Below are 21,952 nucleotides of genomic sequence, written 5' to 3'. Positions count from 1 at the left end.
TCGCCCCTCCGTCAATCCACCGCGAGCGCGGTGACCGGGGTCACGCGGGTGGCGCGGCGGGCCGGGGTCGAGGAGGCGATCGCGGTAAGGGCGGCGCCCGCCAGGACGATCGCCGCGAGGATCGGCCAGGGGATCCCCGGCGCGACGAAGCCCTTCGCGACCGCGCCCAGCGTCGCCTGCGCACCGGCCCAGCCGTACACCGTGCCGAGGATCAGACCGAGCACGATCGCCGTGACCGTGAGCTGCGCGCTCTCGGTGAGGATCATCCGGCGCAGCTGCCGCACCGAGAATCCCAGCGCCCGGAGGAGCCCCAGCTCCCGGGTGCGCTGCAGGACGCTCAGCGACAGGTTGTTGACGAGACCGATCGCCGCGATGAGGGCGCTGAAGCCGATGAGCACCGAGAAGACGGCGGTCACGACCGTGAGCATCTGCTCCGTGCCCTGGTAGACCTCCGGCTGGGTCCGCTGCTGCTCGCGGATGACGTCGGCGAAGCTCGCCATCGCCACCCCGAACATCGTGATGAGGGTCACCCCGATGACGAGGCCGATGGTGGCTCGGGAGCTCCGCTGCGGGTGCCGGAGGGCGTTCTCCGCCGCCAGCCGCGCCGGGGCGGAGCGCCCGAACCAGCGCCCGACGATCCGCAGCGCGGGGGGCATCACGACGTCCGCGCCGAGCACGAGCCCGGTGAAGGAGAGGATCCCGCCGAGCACGCCGATCAGCACGGCGACCGGGCTGATGAGTCCGAGCAGCACGCCCCCGAGCAGGAGGACGCCGCCGAGGATGACGAGGACGAGCGACAGGATGTTGCGGCCGCGGCGGTCCATCGCCTCCTCGCGCGACAGCTCCTGCGCCCCGCCGATCGCCTGCAGCGGCGTGACGGTCAGCACGCGCCGCGAGCCGATCCAGGACGCGAGCCAGGTCGTGAGGACGACCGCGATGAGCGGGAACAGCAGCCCGGGCTGCAGGTAGCTGTACTCGACGTCGCGGAACCAGCCCACGGCCAGGGCGACGCGGGCGAGCACGAACGCGAGGAGGGTGCCGGCGAGCGCGCCGGACACCGCGCCGCTCGCACCGGCGAGGAGCCCCTCGCGCGCGATCGCACGCCGCTGCCGGCGCGCGGTCGAGCCGAGCAGCCGCAGGAGCGCGATCTGCCGGGCGCGCCCGGCGACGATCGTGGCGAACGTGTTCGACGTCACGACCGCGCCGACGTACACCGCGATGAGGATGAAGACCCACGCGAGGACGGCGAGGAGGAGCGCGACCGTGTGGCTCGATCCCGTCACGTCGTCGGCCTCGACCTGGGCGGCGAGGAGCCCGGTGACCTGCAGGAGCCCGACCCCGAAGGCGGAGCTGATGCCCGCGACGAGCACGCTGGACGACTGGATCCTCACGCCGCCTGCTCCATCCCGAGCATGAAGGTCGCGATCTCGGCCGCCTGCATGGGACCGCGGTCCTCGACGACGAGCCCGTCGGCGAGGAAGAGGATGCGGTCGGCGTAGCTCGCCGCGACCGGGTCGTGGGTGACCATCGCGATCGACTGTCCGTACTGCCGCGTCGCCGACTGCAGGAGGCCGAGCACCTCGCGCCCCGAGCGGGAGTCGAGGTTGCCGGTCGGCTCGTCCGCGAAGATCAACTCCGGCCGGCTCGCGAGGGCGCGGGCGATGGCGACGCGCTGCTGCTGACCGCCGGAGAGCTCGTGCGGACGGTGCGCGAGGCGGTCGTCGAGGCCGAGGGCGACCTCGAGCTCCGCGATCCAGTCGAGCTCCTGGTTGGAGGGCCGGCGCCCGTCGAGCTCGAACGGGAGCTCGACGTTGCCGGCGACGTCGAGCGTCGGCACGAGGTTGAACGACTGGAAGACGAACCCGACGCGACGCCGGCGCAGGAGCGTGAGCCGGGTGTCGTCCATCCCGCCGATCTCGGTGTCGCCGAGCCACACGCGCCCGCCGGTCGGCGAGTCGAGGCCGGCCATGATGTGCATGAGCGTCGACTTGCCGGAGCCGGAGGGCCCCATGATCGCGGTGAACTCGCCGCGGCGGATGCCGAGGGTGATGCCGCGCAGCGCGTCGACCCGCGTGCGCTCGCCGCCGTAGCTCTTCGTGAGGTTCTCGACCCGGGCGACGAGGCCCATGTCGGATGACGTGATCTCCATGTCATCGACGCTAGGGACGCGGGCCTCGCCGAGCGTCGGCCGGGAGTCGAGGGCACGTCATCCTCCGGGATGAGATCCGCTCTACTCCACCGTCGCGAGCCCGTGCTCGTAGGCGTAGACCACCAGCTGCACCCGGTCGCGCAGCCCGAGCTTGCCGAGCACGCGGCTGATGTGCGTCTTCACGGTCGCCTCGCTCACGTACTCGCGCGCCGCGATCTCGGCGTTGCTGAGGCCCTGCGCCGCGAGCAGGAAGATGTCGCGCTCGCGGGCGGTCAGCTCGCCGAATTCGGCCGGCACCGGCGTGCGGGTGCGATCGAGCCGGGCGATGAGCTCCTGCGTCGCGGACGGCGCGATGACCGCCGTGCCGGCGTGCACGGTGCGGATCGCCGCGAGCAGGAACTCGGGGTCGGCGTCCTTCAACAGGAAGCCGCTCGCCCCGCCGCGGATCGCCCGCATGGCGGCCTCGTCGAGGTCGAAGGTGGTGAGCACCACGACGCGCGGCCCGTCGGGCATCGCGACCACGCGCTCCGTCGCCTCGATGCCGTCCATGACCGGCATCCGGATGTCCATGAGCACGACGTCCGGTCGGCTCTCGGCGACGACCGCGAGCGCCTCCCGCCCGTCGGCGGCCTCGCCGACGACCTCGATATCCGTCTGGGATCCGATGAGCATGCGGATGCCGGTGCGGAAGAGCGCCTGGTCGTCGACGAGGACGACCCGGATCGCGTCGGTCACGGGGAGACCTCCTGAGGCGATGGGGCGGGGAGCCAGGCGCGCACCACGAAGCGCCCGTCGTCGGGTCCGGCGGCGAGGCGGCCCCCGACGAGGACGGCGCGCTCGGTCATGCCGGCGATGCCGTGCCCGGCCGTCGACGCCGGCCCCGGGTGGGCCGGGAGGGCGCTCACGACGACGAGCTCGAGGCCGTGCGGCGTCCAGCCGAGGCGGAGCTCGACCTCCTGCGCGGTGTCGGCGTGGCGCAGCGCGTTCGTGAGCGACTCCTGTGCGATGCGGTACACGGCGAGTTGCTGGCCCGTCGCGAGCGGCAGCGGCGTGCCCGAGTCCTCGCGCCGGATGCGGAGCCCGGCCGCGCGGAGCTGATCGACCAGGCGGTCGAGGTCGCCCATCGTCGGCTGCGGCCCGTCGGCCTGGCGGTGGCGGAGCTGCGCGAGCAGGACGCGGACGTCGCCGAGCGCGTCGCGGGCGGTCGCCGCGATCGTCTGCAGCGCCTCGTCGACGGCCTCGGGATCCTTCTGCCGCAGATAGCGCGCCCCGTCGGCCTGGGCGACGACGACCGCCAGGGAGTGGGCGACGATGTCGTGCATGTCGCGCGCGATCCGGGTGCGCTCCTGCTCGGCGGCGACCTCGCGCTCCGCCTCGATCGCGGCGGCGCGATTCGCGCGCGCCTGGCGCCAGGTCCGGTACAGCACGCCCGCGGTCCAGGACAGCAGGAACATCGTGACCGTGAAGGCGAACAGCGCGGCCATGAGGATGGCGCTGCGCAGGCTGTCGGTGTCGTAGCGGAAGCTGAAACCGAAGTCCTGGCTCGAGGAGCCGAGGAATCCGAGGGCGTTCGGGAACGCGACGGCGAGCGTCGCGATCGCCGCGCCGACGAACCCGGAGACGAAGGCCAGCCAGCGCACCCGTCGCGAGCCGTAGGCGGCGCAGGCGAACAGCATGGGCAGGATCGCGAGGTCGGCCGGCAGCGGTCCCACGCCGGTCACCACCTGCGCCAGCGCGACGAGCCACGCGAGCGCGAGGGCGAGCGGCGGCGTCAGGCGCCGGATGGCCACCACCCCGCCCATGCCGACCGCCACGAGGACGGCCCCCGGGCTCGCGACGGCCGGCACTCCGTTCAGGAGCGCCCACACCACCCCGAGGATGCCGTCGACGACGAGCTGGCTCGTCGAGAGGCGTCGGAACACGCCGTCCACGCTACGGGCGTCGCCGGACCGGCGCGTCATCCGCCAGAGGGAGGCGACGCGGCGCAGCCCGCTCAGCCGAGGCGCGCGACCAGCTCGGCTGCCGGCACGTCGGTGCGCTCGCCCGTGGCGCGGTCCCAGAGCTCCACGATCCCGTCCGCCGCGCCGCGGCCGGCGATGACGATCGTCGGCACGCCGAGCAGCTCCGCGTCGCCGAACTTCACGCCGGGCGACACCTTGGGGCGGTCGTCGAGCAGCACCTCGCGGCCGGAGGCCTCGAGGTCGGCCGCGATTCGCTCCCCCAGCTCGAAGGCGACCTGATCACGGCCCGTCGCGATGACGTGCACGTGGAACGGCGCGACCTCCTTCGGCCAGAGGAGGCCCTTGTCGTCGCTGTACTCCTCGGCGATGGCCGCGAGGATGCGCGTGACGCCGATCCCGTAGGAGCCCATGGTGACCGTGACGAGCTTGCCGTTCTCGTCGAGCACCTGGAGCCCGAGGACGTCGGCGAAGAAGCGGCCGAGCTGGAAGACGTGACCGATCTCCATCCCGCGGGCGATCTCGACCGGCCCGGAGCCGTCCGGGGCGGGGTCGCCCGCCCGCACCTCGGCGACCTCGACGACGCCGTCGGCCTCGAAATCGCGCCCGGCGACCAGCCCGAAGACGTGGTGCCCCTCGGCGTTCGCGCCGGTGATCCACCCCGAGCCCTCGACGACGCGGGGATCCACGACGTAGCGGATGCCGGTGGCCGACTCCTCGCCGAGCAGGGCGCCCTCCGGCGTCCACGGACCGATGTATCCCTTGACGAGGAGCGGGTTGGCCTCGAAGTCCGCCGCGGTGGCGGGCTCGACGTCCGCGGGCGCGAACGCGACCTCGGCGCGCTTCATGTCGATCTCACGATCGCCGGGGATGCCGACGACCACGACCTCGCGGCGACCGTCGAGGTGGGTCAGCCCCAGGACGATGTTCTTGAGGGTGTCGGCCGCCGTCCACGCACGGCCGTCCGGACGCGGATGGCGCGCGTTCGCCTCCTCGACCAGCGACGCGATCGTCGGCGAGTCGGGGGTCGGCAGCACCTCGGCAGGGGTCAGGCCCTCGAAGGACCGGGGCTCGGGGGCGAGCGTCGTGAACGCCTCGACGTTCGCCGCGTACCCCCCGGCGGACCGGACGAAGCTGTCCTCTCCGATCGGAGTCGGGTGGAGGAACTCCTCGGACCGCGCCCCGCCCATCAGGCCGTTGTCGGCGGCGACGATCACGTACTCGAGCCCGAGGCGGGTGAAGATCCGCTCGTAGGCCTCGCGCTGCGCCTGGTAGCTCGTTTCGAGACCGGCGTCGTCGATGTCGAACGAGTAGGCGTCCTTCATCGAGAACTCGCGGCCGCGGAGGAGCCCGGCGCGGGGCCGCGCCTCGTCGCGGTACTTGTCCTGGATCTGGAAGATGGTGAGGGGCAGATCCTTGTACGACGAGTACAGGTCCTTCACGAGGAGCGTGAACATCTCCTCGTGTGTCGGCGCGAGCAGGTAGTCGGCGCCCTTGCGGTCCTGCAGACGGAAGATCCCATCGCCGTAGGACTCCCATCGGCCGGACAGCTCGTAGGGTTCACGCGGCAGCAGGGCCGGGAAGTGGACCTCCTGAGCGCCGGCGCGCTCCATCTCGTCGCGGATGACGGCCTCGATGCGCGCACGCACGCGGAGGCCGAGCGGCAGCCAGGTGAAGACGCCCGGAGCAGCGCGCCGGATGTAGCCGGCTCGCACGAGCAGGCGATGGCTCTGCACCTCGGCGTCGGAGGGGTCCTCGCGCAGGGTGCGGACGAACAGTGTGGTCATCCGGGTGGGCACCCGTCCACCCTAGCCAGCGCGGCACACCCCCAGCCCCGCTCCGCTCCCTCCCCCGTCTCCCCTCCATCTCCAATCGCCACCTCGTCGAAGAGTCGCTTCGCGGGCCCTGCGGAGCCGCGGAACCCCGCCAGGCGACTCCTCGCGTGTTCACAGGGTGGGCGGGGCGGGAGGTTGTCCACGGGATGGCGGTGAGCGGAGCGCGAAGACCGGACCGGGAAGCACCGTGAGGACATGCGCCCGCGCCCGCTCCCGCCGTCACTGGGACGGGAGTTCTCGGTGCGGGAGGCGCTCGATCGCGGCGTCGGTCGAGATCGGCTCCGAGCCGGCGACCTCGTGACGCCCCATCGCGGCACGCGCGCCTCCGCGCCGGTCGGAGACGACCTCCGGTCGCGAGCACGCGCGATCCGTCCCCTCCTGACCGAGGGGCGGCATCTGAGCCACGTCACCGCGGCCGAGCTGCTCGGGATGCGCGTACCTCCCCGCGCCGGCCGAGCGCTGCACGTCACCTTCCCCCAGGCGGCGCGCGCCATGCGCCGGCCGGGCGTGGTCGGGCACCGGACCCGGTACCCCGCGCCGACGGTCGTCACGTCCGACGGCCTGCCCGTGTCGGATCCGGTGGAGGCTTGGCTGGAGAGCGCCGCGATCCTCGGCGTGGACGACCTGGTCGTGATGGGCGACGGCCTCGTGCGACGTCGATCCCCGGTGGCGACCCTCGACGCGCTGTGGGCTCGCATCGACCGTCCGGGGCGACGCGGTGCCGCGAAGCTGCGCACTGCGCTCGGTCTCATGCGTCCCGGGACGGACTCTGCTCCCGAGACGATGCTCCGGCTGCTGATCGTGCGCCACGGGCTGCCCGAGCCGGTCCCCAACGCGGAGCTGACCGACGCCAGAGGACGCGTCGTGGGGCACGGGGACCTCGTCTGGCCGGACCGGCGGCTGGTCGTCGAGTACGACGGCCGCCATCACGCCGAGGACGATCGGCAGTTCTCGATCGACATCCGCCGACTCAACGCGATCCAGGCCGCGGGCTACCGCGTGATCCGGGTCGACCGTGCTCTGCTCGCATCCCACGCCGCCCTGCTGCGGCAGCTCGCCTTCGCCTACTCCGCCGAGGAGTCGCGTCGTGGGCCGTGAACGCCGCCCCGACCCCACGAGGCGACTCCTCGACAACGGAGGAAGAGGAACGTGGGTCAGTGGCCCGTGGTGACGACCTCCGGGGCGCCCACCGCGGCGTCCGGTCCCATCTCGTCCGCGAGGCGGTTCGCCTCGGCGATCAGGGTCGCGACGATCTCGGACTCGGGGACCGTCTTGATGACCTCGCCCTTGACGAAGATCTGGCCCTTGCCGTTGCCGGACGCGACGCCGAGGTCCGCCTCGCGCGCCTCGCCGGGACCATTGACGACGCAGCCCATGACGGCCACGCGGAGCGGCACCGACATGCCCTGGAGTCCCTCTGTCACCGAGTCGGCGAGCGAGTAGACGTCGACCTGAGCACGGCCGCACGAGGGGCACGACACGATCTCGAGCTTGCGCTCGCGGAGGTTGAGCGACTGGAGGATCTGCAGGCCGACCTTGACCTCCTCCGCCGGCGGGGCGGAGAGCGAGACGCGGATCGTGTCGCCGATCCCCTCGGAGAGCAGGATGCCGAAGGCCGTCGCGCTCTTGATGGTGCCCTGGAACGCGGGTCCGGCCTCGGTCACGCCGAGGTGGAGCGGCCAGTCGCCGCGCTCGGCGAGCATCCGGTACGCCTTCACCATGACGACGGGGTCGTTGTGCTTGACCGAGATCTTGAAGTCGTGGAAGTCGTGCTCCTCGAAGAGGCTCGCCTCCCAGACCGCGCTCTCGACGAGCGCCTCCGGGGTCGCCTTGCCGTACTTCTCGAGGAGGCGCTTGTCGAGGGAACCGGCGTTCACACCGATGCGGAGCGACACGCCCGCGTCCTTCGCCGCCTTCGCGATCGCGCCGACCTGGTCGTCGAACTTGCGGATGTTGCCGGGGTTCACGCGCACCGCGCCGCAGCCGGCGTCGATCGCCTGGAAGACGTACTTGGGCTGGAAGTGGATGTCGGCGATGACCGGGATCTGCGACTTCTTGGCGATGATCGGCAGCACGTCGGCGTCGTCCTGCGACGGCACCGCGACGCGCACGATGTCGCAGCCGGATGCGGTCAGCTCGGCGATCTGCTGCAGGGTCGCGTTGATGTTCGTGGTCGGCGTCGTCGTCATCGACTGGACGCTGATCGGGGCGTCGCCGCCGACCAGCACCTTGCCGACCTTGATCTGGCGGCTCTTGCGGCGCGGGGCGAGGACCTCCGGCGCCGGCTTCGGCATCCCGATGTTGACGGCAGGCATGCTCCACACTCTAGGTGCGCCGGCTGAACGCCGCTCGGTCAGGTGATGGAGAGCGGATTGACCAGGTCGATGACGATCAGGCTGAGGCTCATGAGCGCGAGCACGCCCGTGACCAGCACCGTGAGGGGGGTCAGCCGGGCCATGTCGACGGGGCCCGGGTCGCGTCGCTTGAAGAGGGCCGCCACCCGGCGACGGACCGCCTCCCAGACCGCGCCGATGACGTGCCCGCCGTCGAGCGGGAGCAGCGGGATGAGGTTGAACAGGAACAGCGCGAGGTTCAGCTGGCCGAGGATGCTGATCATCGCCTGCGCCCGGGCGGCGACCGGTGCCTGGGCCGCGGCGGCCTGCCCCGCGAGCTCGCCGACGCCGACGATGCTGACCGGGCCGCCCTGCTGGCGCTTCTCGCCCTGGATCGTGCCGGCGACGGTGTTGTAGACCCGCACCGGGAAGGTGGCGATCACCTTCGTCATCTGCCCGACGTTGTAGCCGAAGTAGGCGAGGCCGTCGCCGAGCGAGAGGTGCTCGACCCGGCTGGAGGGACCGATCCCGAGGAAGCCGGCGTCCGCGGTGACGGGCTTGCCGTTCCAGCCGGTCTCCGGGTTGCCGTACTGGTCGGAGAGCTGCACCGTCTGCCGCTTGGGGGTGAGCTGGAGGGTCTCGCGCGATCCGTCCCGGTCGACCACGACCGCCATCTGCTCGTCGGCGTGCGCCCGGATGAGCGCGGTCATCTGCGGGTATCCCGTGATCGGGGTGCCGTCGATACTGAGTACGCGGTCGCCGACCTTCAGCCCGCCGACCGCGGCCGGCGAGCCGTCGCCGACGGCGGCGATCGTGGTGGTCGCCAGCGGCAGACCGAACCCGGAGACGACGATGAGGGTGAAGATGAGCCCGAGCACGAGGTTCATGGCGGGCCCTGCGAGCATCACGATGATGCGCTTCCATGGCGAGAGCTTGTAGAAGACGCGGTCTTCGTGGCCCTCGTCGATCGTCTTCGCCGAACTGTCGCGAGCCTCCTGCACGAGCACGTTGAAGAGGCTCGTGGTGGACGTGCGGCCGGCGTCCGCGGCGACGGCAGTGGTGCCGCGCTTCGCGGGCGGGTACATGCCCGCCATCGAGATGTAGCCGCCGAGCGGGATCCCCTTGACCCCGTACTCGGTCTCGCCGATCTTCTTCGACCACAGCGTGGGCCCGAAACCGATCATGTACTGCCCGACGCGGACCTTGAACAGCTTCGCGAACGACAGGTGGCCGAGCTCGTGGAGGCCGATCGAGAGCACGAGCCCCACCAGGATGATGAGGACCCCGAGGATGAACAGCAGCACGGTCTCCACGACGACGAGGCTACGTCGCGACGGCTGGGAAATCCGGCCCCGGTCCTAGGGGCACGCCTGGAATCCGCCGGGCTCGGAGGCCCTCCTACTCGTTGAGCGCGCCCGCCAGCTGACGATCGGCCTCGGCGCGCGCCCATTCCTCGGCGGCGAGCACCGCAGCGAGGGTGAGCTCCGCCACCGGTCGGTGCGCGTCGACGACGCGCTCGATCACCTCGGTGATCGCGAGGAACGGGATCCGGCCCGCGTGGAACGCGACGACCGCCTGCTCGTTGGCGGCGTTGAAGACCGCCGGATAGGTCGCGCCCGCCTGCCCCACCCGCTTCGCGAGCGCCACCGCGGGGAAGGCCGCGTCGTCGAGCGGCTCGAACGTCCACTGCTGCGCCCGCGTCCAATCGAGCGGCGCACCGACGCCCGGCACGCGGCGCGGCCAGTCGAGGCTCATCGAGATGGGGAGCCGCATGTCGGGCGGCGACGCCTGCGCGATCGTCGACCCGTCGACGAACTCCACCATGGAGTGCACGATCGACTGCGGGTGGACGGCGACATCGATCCGGTCGTACGGCACGTCGAAGAGCAGGTGCGCCTCGATCACCTCGAGCCCCTTGTTGACGAGGGTCGCGGAGTTCGTCGTCACCATGAGCCCCATGTCCCAGGTGGGATGCGCGAGCGCCTCACGCGGCGTGACGTCGGCCATCTGCTCCCTGGTGCGGCCGCGGAACGGGCCCCCGGACGCCGTCAGGACGAGGCGGCGGACCTCCGCGTGCTCCCCCGAGCGCAGGGCCTGCGCGATCGCCGAGTGCTCGGAGTCGACCGGCACGATCTGCCCGGGCGCGGCCGCGTCGGTCACGAGCCGGCCGCCGACGATGAGGCTCTCCTTGTTGGCGAGCGCGAGGGTCGCCCCCGTCTTAAGCGCGGCGAGCGTGGCGGCGAGACCGACGGATCCGGTGATCCCGTTGACGATCACGTCGGCCGGCACACGACGGATGAGGTCCACGGCCTCGTCGATGCCGAGCGCGAGCTCGGTGACGCCCGTCTCGAGACCCTGGCGCTCCAGGCCCGCGCGGTCACGGCCCGCCGCGAGCCCGACGATCTCGAAGCGGTCGCGGTTCGCGGCGACCACGTCGAGGGTCTGGACGCCGATGGATCCGGTCGAGCCGAGGACGAGGACGCGACGCATGGGCCGAGACTAACCGGGGCAGCCCGGCGACGTCGCTCCGGGTTCCGGCTACTGGGCGGGCGCCGCGCTCGTGCCGAGGATGTCGATGACGAAGACGAGGGTGTCCGTGCCCTCGATGCCCGCGGCCGGCTGACCGGAGCTGCCGTAGCCGTCGGCCGGCGGGATCATGACGATGACCTGGGAGCCGACCTTCTGCCCGACGAGCGCCTTGGCGAAGCCGGGGATGACTCCGTTGGTCGACAGCGAGGTCGGGCCCTTGTTCCAGCTCTCGTCGAAGACCTTCTTGGTGCGGAAGTTCACGCCCTGGTACTGGAGGGTCACCGTGTCGCCGGAGGCCACGGTCGCGCCGTCGCCCTGCTTGAGGATGCCGACCATGGTCTGGTCGGGGGCCTTCGCGTCCTTCGCGATGGTCACGGTCGGGGTGCCGTCCTTGGCGAGCTTGACGGTCGGGAACCCGGCCGGAGCCGGCTGCGGGGTGCCGTCGGCCTTGGTCGGGGCGACGCCGAGCACGTCGACGACGAACACGACGACGTCCTTCGCGCCGATCCCGAACTGGCTGTTGCCCTTGGATCCGAACGCCTCCTTGGGCGGCAGCACGCCGACGATGCGCGAGCCGATCTTGGCGCACTCGACGGTCTTCACGAGACCCGGGAGCACGCGGCTCTCGTCGACCGCGATCTGCACCGGCTGCCCCTTGTCGCCGAATCCGGTGGTCGTCGCGACCTTGCCGGTGCTGCCGTTGTAGACCGAGAACTCGACCGACATGAGGTCGCCGCGCTTCGTGGCGGCGCCGGTGCCCTGGGTGATGACGTGGCGCTCGGTGCTGCTCGCCTTCAGCGGGGCGTCGAACGACACCGTGGGCTCCGTCTTCGGAGCGCCGGAGACCTTCACCGCGTCGACCGCGGATCCCTCCGATGCGGGAGCGCACGCCGCCGCGGCGCCCGAGGCGGTGCCGGAGCTCTTCGGCGCGCTCGTGCCGGAGCAGCCGGCCAGGACGGCGCCGGCGACCGCGAGCACGGCTAAGGGGGCGAGCAGACGGGTCGCGGTGCGGGAGGGCATTGCTCCATCCTCGCCGATGCCGCCTTGGAGGAACCCTAGGCTGGCGACATGGACTTCAGCGTGCCGCAGGAGCGCAAGCTCGTCACCGCGATCCCCGGACCGAACTCGGTCGCCCTGCAGGAGCGCCGAGTCGCGAGCGTGTCGCGCGGCGCGGGCACGCTGGCGAATATCTACATGGACCACGGATCGGGCGCGATCCTCGTCGACGTCGACGGCAACCAGCTCATCGACCTCGGCTGCGGCATCGGCGTCACGACTATCGGTCACGCCCACCCCGAGGTCGCGGCGGCGGCCGCGGCGCAGGCGTCGAAGCTGACCCACACCCTCTTCACGGTGACCCCGTACGAGAACTACGTGCGCGTCGCGGAGAAGCTCGCCGAGGTGACCCCGGGCGACTTCGAGAAGCACTCGATCCTCGTCAACTCCGGCGCGGAGGCGGTGGAGAACGCCGTCAAGATCGCGCGTCGCTTCACGGGGCGCCGGGTCATCGTCTCCCTCGACCACGCCTTCCACGGCCGCACGAACCTCACGATGGCGATGACCTACCGCCCCTGGCCCGAGCGGGCCGGCATGGGGCCGTTCCCGGGCGACCTGTTCTCGGTGCCGACGAGCTACCCGTTCCGCGACGGGCTCTCGGGTGAGGAGGCGGCCGCACGCACCATCGACTACATCGAGACGCACATCGGCGCCTCGGAGGTCGCGGCCTTCTTCGCCGAGCCGATCCAGGGCGACGGCGGCATCGTGATCCCGGCGCCCGGCTACTTCGCGGCGATCAAGCGGTTCTGCGAGGAGAACGGGATCCTCTTCGTCGCCGACGAGATCCAGGCCGGCATCGCGCGCACCGGCGCGTGGTACTCGATCGAGCACCACGGCGGCGTGATCCCCGACCTCGTCACCTCGGCGAAGGGCATCGCGGGCGGCTTCCCGCTCGCCGCCGTCACGGGTCGGGCGGACGTCATGGATGCCGTGCAGCCGGGCGGGATCGGCGGCACGTTCGGCGGCAACCCGGTCTCCACCGCGGCCGCGCTCGCCGTCTTCGAGATCATCGAGCGCGACGGCCTCCTCGCCGAGGCGCAGCGGGTCGAGCGGACGATCCTCGGCCGCATCGGCGACTGGCCGGAGCGCTTCGGCGTCGTCGGCGAGGTCCGCGGCAAGGGCGCCATGATCGGGGTCGAGCTCGTGAAGCCCGGCACCCGCGACCCGAACCCGGCGGCCCTCACCGCGATCCTGACGCACGCGACCACGAACGGCGTCATCGCGCTGGACGCGGGCAGCTGGGATTCGGTGCTGCGATTCCTGCCGAGCGTCGTGATCTCCGACGCCCTCATCGACGACGCGATGGGCGTGCTGGAGGAGGGCCTCGCGACCCTGTAGCGCACAAGAACGGCGGCGGGTCCGTCGTGCGCTGCTCGCCGGACGGGGTGATCCACGGGGCGCCTGCCGCTGCGCGACCGCCGGGCGCCAGGGCGAACTCGAGCCCTGCGTTGCGGAGGCCGGCTGGGACTCACCGCGCCGATCGATGCCGGCCTGGGACGCCGGCGCTCACGCCACCAGCTGCGCGCTGCCGACCGCCCCGGGCGGCGCGATCCCGATCCGCTCGTCGCGTCGCGCCGAGAGGTCGACGATCACCGCCGCGGGGCGCAGCTCCACGCGTGCCTCGTCGAGGAGGTCGACGATCGTCATCCCGAGAGCCGCGCAGATGCCGGCCAGCACCTCGCTCGACGGCTCCTTGCGGCCGCGTTCTATCTCGGAGAGGTACGGCATCGACACGCGCGCCGCGGCCGCGACCTCGCGGAGGGTGAGCTCGCGGTCCTGACGGATGCGGCGCAGCGCGGCGCCGACGGCGTGCCTCAGCAGCATGAGGCGAGCGTAGGACCGCGGTGCGCCGCGATGCACCTGTCAGGCCGCCGATTCGCTCACGGCGGACGGACGGGCTCCGGCCGCGGGCGCGTCCGACGGATCCTCGGCGTGGAAGTCGATGCCCTTCGCCTGCCGTCCGAAAGCCGTGAGGAGGATGACGGCGACCGCCGCGCCGCCGACGGTCAGCGCCATCGCCCACGGGTAGCCGATGGTCCCCGCGAGAGCCTGCTGGATCGGCAGGTTGAACGCAGCGATGACGTTGCCGAGCTGGTAGGTCACGCCGGGGTAGAACCCGCGGATCGCGTTCGGCGACATCTCGTTGAGGTGGGCGGGGATCGCTCCCCAGGCGCCCTGCGTGGTCGCCTGGATGAGCGCCGACCCGAGACACAGGAACCCGGCGCTCGGCGAGAACGCGAAGATCGGGATGATCGGGATCGTCAGCGCCGCCCCGAGGATGATCGTCGCCTTGCGCCCCCATCGGTCCGACAACGAGCCGAGGATCACGCAGCCGACGATCGCTCCCGCGTTGTACACGACCGCGATCCAGCCCGCCGTCGTCGCGTCGAGGCCGGCTCCCCCGTGGTCGGTCGCCTTGAGGAACGTCGGGTAGATGTCCTGGGTGCCGTGGCTCATCCAGTTGAACGCGGCCATGAGCAGCACGAGGTAGACGAAGCGACGGAGGATCCGGCCGTTGAAGAAGACCTGCCGGATCGAGGTGTTGCTGCGCTCGAGCTTCTGGCGCGAGGTCTCCCACACCTCCGACTCCTTCACCCGCGACCGGATGATGAGCGTGATCAGCGCCGGCAGGATGCTGAGCGCGAAGAGCCACCGCCAGCTGAGGTCGAACACCGAGTGCACGAGCAGGAAGGCGAGCGAGGCGAGCAGGTAGCCCGACGAGTAACCGGCCTGCAGGATGCCGGAGAAGAAGCCACGGCGCTGACGAGGCACCTTCTCCATCGTGAGCGCGGCTCCGAGCCCCCACTCGCCGCCCATCCCGATGCCATAGAGCAGCCGGAGCACGAACAGCACGGTGAAGTTCGGCGCGAAGGCGCAGAGGAACCCCACGACGGAGTACATGCAGACGTCGACGATCAGCGGGATGCGGCGTCCCACCCGGTCGGCCCACAGCCCGAACAGGTACGCACCGACCGGCCGCATGATGAGCGTGATGGTCGTGAGGAACGCCATCTGCTCGAGCGGAACGTGGAACTCCGCGCCGATCTCGGCGTAGACGAGCACGATGATGAAGTAGTCGAACGCGTCCATGGTCCAGCCGAGCCAGGAGGCGATGAAGGCGTTGCGCTGGTCCCGATTGAGACGCAGCGGCGACGATGCCGCGAGATCCGTCATGGGATCGGACGCTACGACCGGCCGATCGTTTCGCGGCGCAACATTCAGTTCGTTCGAAGGTCAGTCGCGCACCGTCGTGATCGGCTCGTGGCGCACCGGGAAGTTGACGCTCGCCGCGATGAAGCACATGCGGGCCGCCTCGGCGTGGAGCGACTGGGCGAGCTCGGGGTCCCCCGCCGAGATCACGACGCGCGGGCGGAGCACGACCTCGGTGAAGCGGCCGCCGTCGCCCTCCTGCCGCATGGTCCCGATCGCCTCGTCGGTGTACTCCTCGACGACGACGCCCGCGCGGGTGGCGGCGTGGAGGTAGCTGAGCAGGTGGCACTCGCTGAGAGAGGCGACCAGGAGGTCCTCCGGATTCCATCGATCGCGGTCGCCGTGGAACGCGCGATCGGCCGAGGCGAGGAGGTCCGGCTTGCCCGCGACCCGCAGGATCGTCTGGCGACCGTAGTCGCGATATCCGGACGTGCCGGTACCGCGATTCCCCTGCCATTCGACGGCTACCGTGTACGCATGGTCGAGGTCCACGCCCCCAACGTATCCACGGTCGGCACCGAGCGCCGGGTCGTCACGGCGATCCCCGGCCCCCGCTCGGTCGAGCTGCAGGAGCGGCGCCTCGCGGCCGTCAGCGCCGGCGCGTCGTCCGCGGTTCCCGTCTTCCTGGCGCGGGCCCACGGCGCGATCGTCGAGGACGTCGACGGCAACGCCTTCATCGACCTCGGCTCCGGCATCGGCGTGACCACGATCGGCCACACCGACGACGACGTGGTCGCGGCGGCGCAGGCGCAGGTCGCCGATCTCGTCCACGGCATGTTCACGATCACGCCCTACGAGTCGTACGTGCGCGTCGCGGAGCTGCTGGCCGAGCACACGCCGGGCGACTTCGCCAAGAAGGCCCTGCTCGTGAACTCCGGCGCGGAAGCCGTCGAGAACGGCGTCAAGATCGCCCGCAAGCACACCGGACGTCAGGGCGTCGCGGTCATCGACCACGCCTACCACGCCCGCACGAACCTCACGATGGCGATGACCTTCAAGAACATGCCGTACCGTGACGGGTTCGGGCCGTTCGCCGGCGAGGTCTACCGCGCGCCGAACTCCTACCCGCTGGTCGACGGCCTGTCGGGCGAGGCCGCGGCGGCGCGGACGATCGCCTATCTCGAGAAGAACGCGGGCGCGAAGAACCTGGCGTGCCTGGTCGTCGAGCCGATCCAGGGCGAGGGCGGATTCGTCGTCCCGGCCGACGGCTACCTGCCGGCGCTGCAGGAGTGGTGCGCCGCGAACGGGATCGTGTTCATCGCCGACGAGATCCAGTCCGGCATGGCGCGCACCGGCCGGTGGTTCGCCTCGGAGCACTTCGGCGTCGTGCCCGATCTCGTCCTGAGCGCGAAGGGCATCGCGGGCGGCCTGCCGCTCGCCGCGGTCGTCGGACGCGCCGAGATCATGGACGCCTCCCACCCGGGCGGACTCGGCGGCACGTTCGGCGGCAACCCGGTCGCCTGCGCCGCGTCGATCGCCGTGTTCGAGGCGATCGAGCGCCGCGGGCTGCTGGCGGAGGGCGAGCGGATCGGGGCCACGCTCCGCGCGGCGCTCGCGGAGCTCGCCGAGCGCCACCCGGTCATCGCCGAGGTGCGCGGCCTCGGCGCGATGATGGCGATCGAGCTGCGCGACCCCGTCACCGGCGAGCCGCGGGCCGACGTCGTCGGGGTCGTCGCGCAGGGCGCGGCACGACAGGGCGTGCTGCTGCTCACCGCGGGAACGAACGGGAACGTGATCCGGTTCCTGCCGAGTCTCGCCATCACCGACGAGCAGCTGCGCGACGCCGTATCAGTCATCGAGGGCCTGCTCCCCTGAGCCGGCCCCGGCCTCGGCGGCTCAGGGCTCGATGATCACCTTGCCGCCGGCGTGCCCGTCGGCGAGGAACGCGTAGGCGTCGGCGCCCGCGCGGAGCGGGAACCGCCGCGCGATGGGCACGTGGATCGCGCCGGCCACGCGCGCCTCGACGAGCCGGGGGCGCGCGGCGGCGCGGATCTCGCGGCCCGGGTCGGCGCCCGGCCCGCTGCCGATGACCCGGCCGCCCGCCTCCTGCACCGCACCGGAGAAGTTCGCGATCGACACCAAGCGCTCCGGGTCGTCGAGGAGCGCGACGGACGTCTCGAGCGCCTCGTCGGTGCCGACGGTGTCGATCGCCGCCGTCACCCCCTGCGGCGCGAGCTCTCGCACGCGCTCGACGAGTCCGTCGCCGTAGATCACCGGGATCGCGCCGGAGCCGCGCAGGCGCTCGTGGTGCCCGACCGAGGCCGTCGCGATGACCGTCGCGCCGCGCTGGGCCGCCAGCTGCACTGCGAGCGAGCCCACGCTGCCGGAGGCGCCGTGGACGAGCACCGTGTCGCCCTCCCGAACGACGACGGTCTCGAGGGCGTGCTCGGCCGTGGTGCCGACGAGCAGCAGCCCGGCGGCCTCCCCCGCGTCGACCTCGGCCGGGCGGCGGAACAGACCCGCCGTCGGGACCGTGACCAGGCCGGCGGCGGCTCCGCCGAACGAGCCGAAGAGCGCGTCGCCGACCCGGACCTCGCGCCCGGTCGCGTCGACGGCGTCCGCGCCGACGGCGGTGACGACGCCCGCGCCCTCGAGCGCCATGACCAGCGGCAGCCGCTTCCCGTCGGGGTCGTTCGCGCCCGATGCGATCGTCAGGTCGTAGGGGTTGAGGGACGCCGCCTCGATGCGGAGCACGGCCTGGCCCGGCCCCGGGGCGGCGACCCCGCGCTCGATGACCTCGAAGCGGGCGGGGCGGCCGTAGGCGGTCACGGCGAGTGCGGGGGCGGAGCGATCCGAGTCGGTCATCCCGCCATCATCGCGCGTCCGGGGTCCCGACCCCCTGCTCCGCCTCAGGCGCTCAGCAGAACCTCTTGGAACGCCGCGCTGTACGACTGGTCGGTCGCGGGGTCGAGGTCGACCCAGATCTTCGCGCGGGCGAGGGTGCGGGCGTCGGGGAAGATCAGGGTGTTCTCGGCGAGCGCGGGATCGATCGTCGCGGCCGCCTCCTGGGCGCCGACGACCGGGGTGATGTAGTTGACATAGGCGGCGACCTCGGCGGCGACCTCCGGCTGGTAGTACCAGTCGATGAGCTGCTCGGCGTTCGCCTTGTGCCGTGACCCGATCGGGATGATGAAGTTGTCGTTCCAGAGCGTGCCGCCGGCGTCGGGGAGCGCGAACTCCCACTTGTCGCCGTGCTCGGCGTTGAGGGAGGCGATGTCGCCCGACCAGGCGATCGCGGCGAGCGCCCGCCCCGAGACGAGGTCATCGGTGTAGGAGTTGCCCTTCACCCCGCGGATCACGCCGTCGGCGATGTTCTTGCGGATCACCTCGAGCGCGCGCTCGAAGGCGCCGTCCGGGAAGGGCTCGGAGATGCCGACGCCGTTCTCGAGCATGATCAGGCCGACCGTGTCGCGCATCTCGCTGAGCACCTCGATGCGCCCCTTGAGGCGCGGCTCGGCGAACATCTCGCTGACGGCGCCGAACCCGTTCGGGAACTCCTCCTTGTTCCAGGCGATGCCGGCGAAGCCGCCCTGCCACGGAACGGTGTACCGGCGGCCGGGGTCGAAGCCGACGTCGCGGAGCTTCGGGTTGAGGTTCGCCAGGTTCGGGATCCGGGAGTGGTCGAGCTTCTGGGCGTAGCCGAAGCGCACCCAGCGACTGACCATCCAGTCGGTGAGGACGACCGTGTCGGTGCCGATGTCCTCGCCCTGCACGAGCCGGTCCTTCACCGACGCGAAGTAGGCGAGGTTGTCGGTCACGTCCTCGCGGTAGGAGGCGCGGATGCCGGTCTTCTTCTCGAAGGCCGTGAGCGTGGGGTGGGTCTTGTCGTCGGCGGTGTCGAGGTAGAGCGGCCACGACGTCCAGACCACGGTCCGGTCCGAGCGGGAGAGGTCGGCGGCCGCCTTCGGCGCCGCACCGGTCGAGCAGGCCGCGAGGGCGATGCTGAGCGCGCCCGCCCCGGCCAGTCCGAGCGCGCCGCGCCGGGTCAGCTGGGCGGCCCGTGCCCGCTGCACCAGCGAGCGGATCAGCGGGTCGGCGGGCAGGTCGCGGGTCATCGACGCGATCTCCTCTCCGGGGCGGCGGATGCCGCGTTCGATCCTGACATATGGGGTGGGGAGGCCCGCGACGCCCGCCCGGGGGTCACCCGACGCCGCGCAGGAGAGCGCGCCGCACGACTCCCCCGTCCACCAGCCAGCACTCGCCGGGCCGCGCTCCCAGGGGCGGGACGGCGTCGCGCGTCCGCGTGAGCGCGCGCAGCTCGGCGGCGGTGCAGCCGACGACGGCGACGGGCAGCTCGCGCCGCGCGCGGCCGAGGAGGGTCCAGTCCGCCTGCCACGCGTCCGGGTCGCCGAGCAGCACGTCGCACGCGTCGCTCCTGACCGCGTCCGATTCGCCGTCCGCCGCCGCACCCGCACCCGCACCCGCACCCGCACCGACGAGAGAGACCCGGAGGCCCGCGGCGGCGAGCGACTCCCGGATCGAGCCGGGACGCGCGGCCACGACCGCGAGGGGTCGCCCCGGATACGGCTCGGCCACCGCGAGCGGGGGCGGATCGGCCGGCGGCATCGCCGTCGGCCCCGGCCAGGCGACCTGCACGACGGCACCCCGCCAGCGGCCGGCGCCGGGCGGCAGGGCCGGGTCGTACTCCGCACCCGTTCCTCCGGCGAGCACGTGCTCCTCGCGCGATGGCATCCGCAGCACGAGCCGGGAGCCGAACAACCCCAGGAGCGGTTGCAGCGGGCCGGCCGCGCGCTGGGCGCCGGCGACGACGCCCACGCCGCGCGCGCTCGCCTCACGGAGCAGCCGGGCGAGCAGCTCGCCGAGCTCATGACGGGTCTCCGGGTCGGCGCGGGCGAGCAGGAGGTCGAGGTCGTCGGCGACGAGCAGCCGCCGTCGGGCGGGATCCGCGTCGTCGGGCGCGCGGAGGAGGCCCTCGAGCACCTGCCACGCGTCGGCCGGGTCGCCGGGCAGCGCGACCGCTCTCGGCACGCGCCCGAGCACGGCGAGGGCGGTCGTGCGCCCGGCGCCCGTGGCACCGAGCACCAGCAGGTGGCCGTGCGAGGCCGGCCGGTGCACGGCGATCGGCTGACGCTGCTCGGAGGGCAGGTCGACCCGGCCGAACGGGATCCCGTCCGCCGTCGGCTCGCCGACATCGGCGAGCGGCAGCGGCGTCGGCAGCGGGTCGAGCCAGGGGCGCCGCCCATCCGCGCCGCTCCCGCGGTCGACCGCCGTCGCGGTCGCGCGCGCCGCCGCGATCACCGGGGGCCCGGCGATGGCGACCTGGAAGGCGCGCGAGCCGGGGCCGGCCGCGAGGACCGCGCGGCCGCGCGGTTCGGCGGGGATCCTCGCCGCTCCCTCGTCCCCGAGCAGCGCGATGCTGTCGCCGCGGTCCGTCATCCGCAGCCCGATCCGGAGCGTCACGTTGGCGAGCACCCCGTCGCGGACGACGCCGGCGGGCCGCTGGGTGCAGAGGACGAGATGCAGGCCGAGCGATCGCCCGCGCGCCGCCAGGTCGCCGAACACCTCGTGCAGCTCGGGCTGGCCCGCGACGACCGCGGCGAACTCGTCGACGACGACGACGAGCCGGGCGAGCGTTCCGCGCGGCAGGTCCCCGATCGCGCGCACGCCCGCCTCGGCGAGCAGGCGTTCTCGGCGCAGGAGCTCGGCGCGGAGGCTCTCGATCGCGCGCCGGGTCTGGCGCGCATCGAGGTCGCTCAGGATGCCCACGACGTGCGGCACGCCCGCGAGCGGGGCGAACGCGGCACCCCCCTTGAAATCGATGAGCAGGAACCCGACGTCGTCCGGCGATCGGCCATGCGCCATCGAGAGCACCCAGCTCACGAGCAGCTCGCTCTTGCCGGAGCCGGTGGTCCCCCCGACGAGCGCGTGCGGTCCGTCGGCCACGAGATCCACGGTCACCACGCCGTCGGCGTCGCGGCCGATCGGCGCGGCGAGCGCCCCCGGCTCCGGCGGCGGCGCGGCGGCGAGGAGCTCGGCCAGGACCACCCGGTCGGGCGGCGCGGTCGCCGCGGCCCCGAGCCCGTGCCGCGTCGCGGCCTCGGCGAGCGCCCGAGCCCGCCGCCCCGCCTCGACGCGGGTGAGGGCGGGGACGCGGCCACCGGCATCGAGGCGCGCCACGATCCCGCATCCCGGCGGGAGCCCCGCCTCGTCGCGCGCCCAGCCGATCACCACCTCCCGCTCCCCGTCATGGATGTCGAACCGGCCCGCCGGTCCGGTGAGGGTCGCGGCGTGCGGCAGGTCCGCGGCCCAGGCCTCGTCCCCGGGGGCGACGATCGCGGCCGTCGGGCGCACCGACGCCGCGACCTGCAGCAGCACGGCGCGGGCCGCGGCGGAGGCGAGCGGACCCGAGCCGACGAGGCCGACACCCTCCGCGGCGTCGGCCAGGACCGGCGCGTCCTCGACCGTCGACGCCGCCGAACGCGCCGCCTGCCAGCGCGCGTCGCCCTCGACCGGGTCGTCACCGTCGAGCCGGATGGCCGACGGTACCGCCCCGCGACCGATGCGGACGGGCAGCGCCAACCCCGGCTCGACCGGACGTACCCACCGGTCGACCGCCCAGCGCTGCGTACCGCCCCCCTCGGGGACGACGAGCGACTCACGCCGTGCGCGCTCTGCCGCGTGCGCTGCGGCGATGCGCTCGGTCAAACGGGCGAATGCCGTGTCGAGGCGGGCGTGCTCCGCACGCCGCTGCCGGCGCCGCCGGATCCGTGCGTCGACGAGCCCGGCGATCGCGACCATGGGGCCCAGCCCGGCGAACAGCAGCGATAGGACCGACTGCGTGAGCGCCCAGACCGCGAGGGACATGACCACGGGCGCCAGGGTCGCGACCACGGGGAACCCGTTCCGCGGCGGCGGGGTCGC

The 21,952-nt window shown here is 72.7% G+C and carries 18 protein-coding genes; 3 read left to right on the top strand and 15 right to left on the bottom strand.

The features are described 5' to 3' along the window. Nucleotides 1-11: 11 nt before the first annotated feature. From ACTHM3_RS02565 to ACTHM3_RS02545, 5 genes are all read right to left on the bottom strand, one after another. A complete protein-coding gene (locus ACTHM3_RS02565) occupies nucleotides 12-1,391 on the bottom strand; it encodes an FtsX-like permease family protein (RefSeq protein ID WP_440404521.1) in 1,380 nt (459 codons plus the stop codon). Continuing rightward, a complete protein-coding gene (locus ACTHM3_RS02560) occupies nucleotides 1,388-2,149 on the bottom strand; it encodes an ABC transporter ATP-binding protein (RefSeq protein WP_440404520.1) in 762 nt (253 codons plus the stop codon). The genes ACTHM3_RS02565 and ACTHM3_RS02560 overlap by 4 nt, the downstream gene beginning before the upstream one ends. An 81-nt stretch (nucleotides 2,150-2,230) precedes the next feature. Further along, entirely contained in the window at nucleotides 2,231-2,884 is a 654-nt protein-coding gene (locus ACTHM3_RS02555; RefSeq protein ID WP_440404519.1) for a response regulator, read from the bottom strand. Continuing rightward, nucleotides 2,881-4,071: a sensor histidine kinase gene (locus tag ACTHM3_RS02550; protein ID WP_440404518.1), complete on the bottom strand. Its 1,191-nt coding sequence runs from the start codon at nucleotides 4,069-4,071 to the stop codon at nucleotides 2,881-2,883. The genes ACTHM3_RS02555 and ACTHM3_RS02550 overlap by 4 nt, the downstream gene beginning before the upstream one ends. Nucleotides 4,072-4,142: 71 nt before the next feature. Then, nucleotides 4,143-5,894: a proline--tRNA ligase gene (locus tag ACTHM3_RS02545; protein ID WP_440404610.1), complete on the bottom strand. Its 1,752-nt coding sequence runs from the start codon at nucleotides 5,892-5,894 to the stop codon at nucleotides 4,143-4,145. A gap of 243 nt (nucleotides 5,895-6,137) precedes the next feature. Here ACTHM3_RS02545 and ACTHM3_RS02540 point away from each other — a divergent pair, with 243 nt between their 5' ends. Continuing rightward, a complete protein-coding gene (locus ACTHM3_RS02540) occupies nucleotides 6,138-7,040 on the top strand; it encodes a DUF559 domain-containing protein (protein WP_440404517.1) in 903 nt (300 codons plus the stop codon). 56 nt (nucleotides 7,041-7,096) lie between these two features. Here the strand turns inward: ACTHM3_RS02540 and ispG are convergent, their stop codons facing one another. From ispG to ACTHM3_RS02520, 4 genes are all read right to left on the bottom strand, one after another. After that, a complete protein-coding gene (gene ispG, locus ACTHM3_RS02535) occupies nucleotides 7,097-8,236 on the bottom strand; it encodes a flavodoxin-dependent (E)-4-hydroxy-3-methylbut-2-enyl-diphosphate synthase (RefSeq protein ID WP_440404609.1) in 1,140 nt (379 codons plus the stop codon). Nucleotides 8,237-8,295: 59 nt separating this feature from the next. Then, complete coding sequence (locus ACTHM3_RS02530; RefSeq protein WP_440404516.1) at nucleotides 8,296-9,588, bottom strand: M50 family metallopeptidase; 1,293 nt, start codon at nucleotides 9,586-9,588, stop codon at nucleotides 8,296-8,298. Nucleotides 9,589-9,673: 85 nt separating this feature from the next. Then, a complete protein-coding gene (gene dxr / locus ACTHM3_RS02525) occupies nucleotides 9,674-10,765 on the bottom strand; it encodes a 1-deoxy-D-xylulose-5-phosphate reductoisomerase (protein WP_440404515.1) in 1,092 nt (363 codons plus the stop codon). 48 nt (nucleotides 10,766-10,813) lie between these two features. After that, nucleotides 10,814-11,824: an FKBP-type peptidyl-prolyl cis-trans isomerase gene (locus ACTHM3_RS02520; RefSeq protein WP_440404514.1), complete on the bottom strand. Its 1,011-nt coding sequence runs from the start codon at nucleotides 11,822-11,824 to the stop codon at nucleotides 10,814-10,816. Nucleotides 11,825-11,872: 48 nt separating this feature from the next. On the opposite strand from ACTHM3_RS02520, the gene ACTHM3_RS02515 reads away from it, so the two are divergent. Beyond that, nucleotides 11,873-13,198, top strand: a complete 1,326-nt coding sequence (locus ACTHM3_RS02515; protein ID WP_440404513.1) for an aminotransferase class III-fold pyridoxal phosphate-dependent enzyme — start codon at nucleotides 11,873-11,875, stop codon at nucleotides 13,196-13,198. Nucleotides 13,199-13,366: 168 nt separating this feature from the next. Here ACTHM3_RS02515 and ACTHM3_RS02510 read toward each other — a convergent pair whose 3' ends face one another. Genes ACTHM3_RS02510 through ACTHM3_RS02500 form a run of 3 tightly spaced genes read right to left on the bottom strand, consistent with a single transcriptional unit; the run spans nucleotide 13,367 to nucleotide 15,562 of the window. Next, a complete protein-coding gene (locus ACTHM3_RS02510; RefSeq protein ID WP_440404512.1) occupies nucleotides 13,367-13,684 on the bottom strand; it encodes a helix-turn-helix domain-containing protein in 318 nt (105 codons plus the stop codon). Between the two features lie 39 nt (nucleotides 13,685-13,723). Further along, a complete protein-coding gene (locus tag ACTHM3_RS02505; protein ID WP_440404511.1) occupies nucleotides 13,724-15,034 on the bottom strand; it encodes an MFS transporter in 1,311 nt (436 codons plus the stop codon). 60 nt (nucleotides 15,035-15,094) lie between these two features. After that, the gene (locus tag ACTHM3_RS02500) at nucleotides 15,095-15,562 is read right to left on the bottom strand and encodes an OsmC family protein (protein WP_440404510.1); all 468 of its coding nucleotides are present in this window, start codon (nucleotides 15,560-15,562) and stop codon (nucleotides 15,095-15,097) included. Between ACTHM3_RS02500 and gabT the strand changes: the two genes are divergently transcribed. Then, nucleotides 15,548-16,885, top strand: a complete 1,338-nt coding sequence (gene gabT, locus ACTHM3_RS02495; protein ID WP_440404509.1) for a 4-aminobutyrate--2-oxoglutarate transaminase — start codon at nucleotides 15,548-15,550, stop codon at nucleotides 16,883-16,885. The genes ACTHM3_RS02500 and gabT overlap by 15 nt on opposite strands. Nucleotides 16,886-16,906: 21 nt before the next feature. Here gabT and ACTHM3_RS02490 read toward each other — a convergent pair whose 3' ends face one another. From ACTHM3_RS02490 to ACTHM3_RS02480, 3 genes are all read right to left on the bottom strand, one after another. After that, a complete protein-coding gene (locus tag ACTHM3_RS02490; RefSeq protein WP_440404508.1) occupies nucleotides 16,907-17,875 on the bottom strand; it encodes an NADP-dependent oxidoreductase in 969 nt (322 codons plus the stop codon). A gap of 44 nt (nucleotides 17,876-17,919) precedes the next feature. Continuing rightward, a complete protein-coding gene (locus ACTHM3_RS02485) occupies nucleotides 17,920-19,125 on the bottom strand; it encodes a polyamine ABC transporter substrate-binding protein (protein WP_440404507.1) in 1,206 nt (401 codons plus the stop codon). 85 nt (nucleotides 19,126-19,210) lie between these two features. Next, the gene (locus tag ACTHM3_RS02480; protein ID WP_440404608.1) at nucleotides 19,211-21,076 is read right to left on the bottom strand and encodes an FtsK/SpoIIIE domain-containing protein; all 1,866 of its coding nucleotides are present in this window, start codon (nucleotides 21,074-21,076) and stop codon (nucleotides 19,211-19,213) included. Nucleotides 21,077-21,952 lie beyond the last annotated feature (876 nt).

This window comes from Pseudolysinimonas sp., assembly GCF_051954455.1.
GTDB lineage: Bacteria > Actinomycetota > Actinomycetes > Actinomycetales > Microbacteriaceae > Pseudolysinimonas.
The sequence above is the reverse complement of the archived record's forward strand: the minus strand, read 5'-3'. Positions and strand labels throughout refer to the sequence as shown.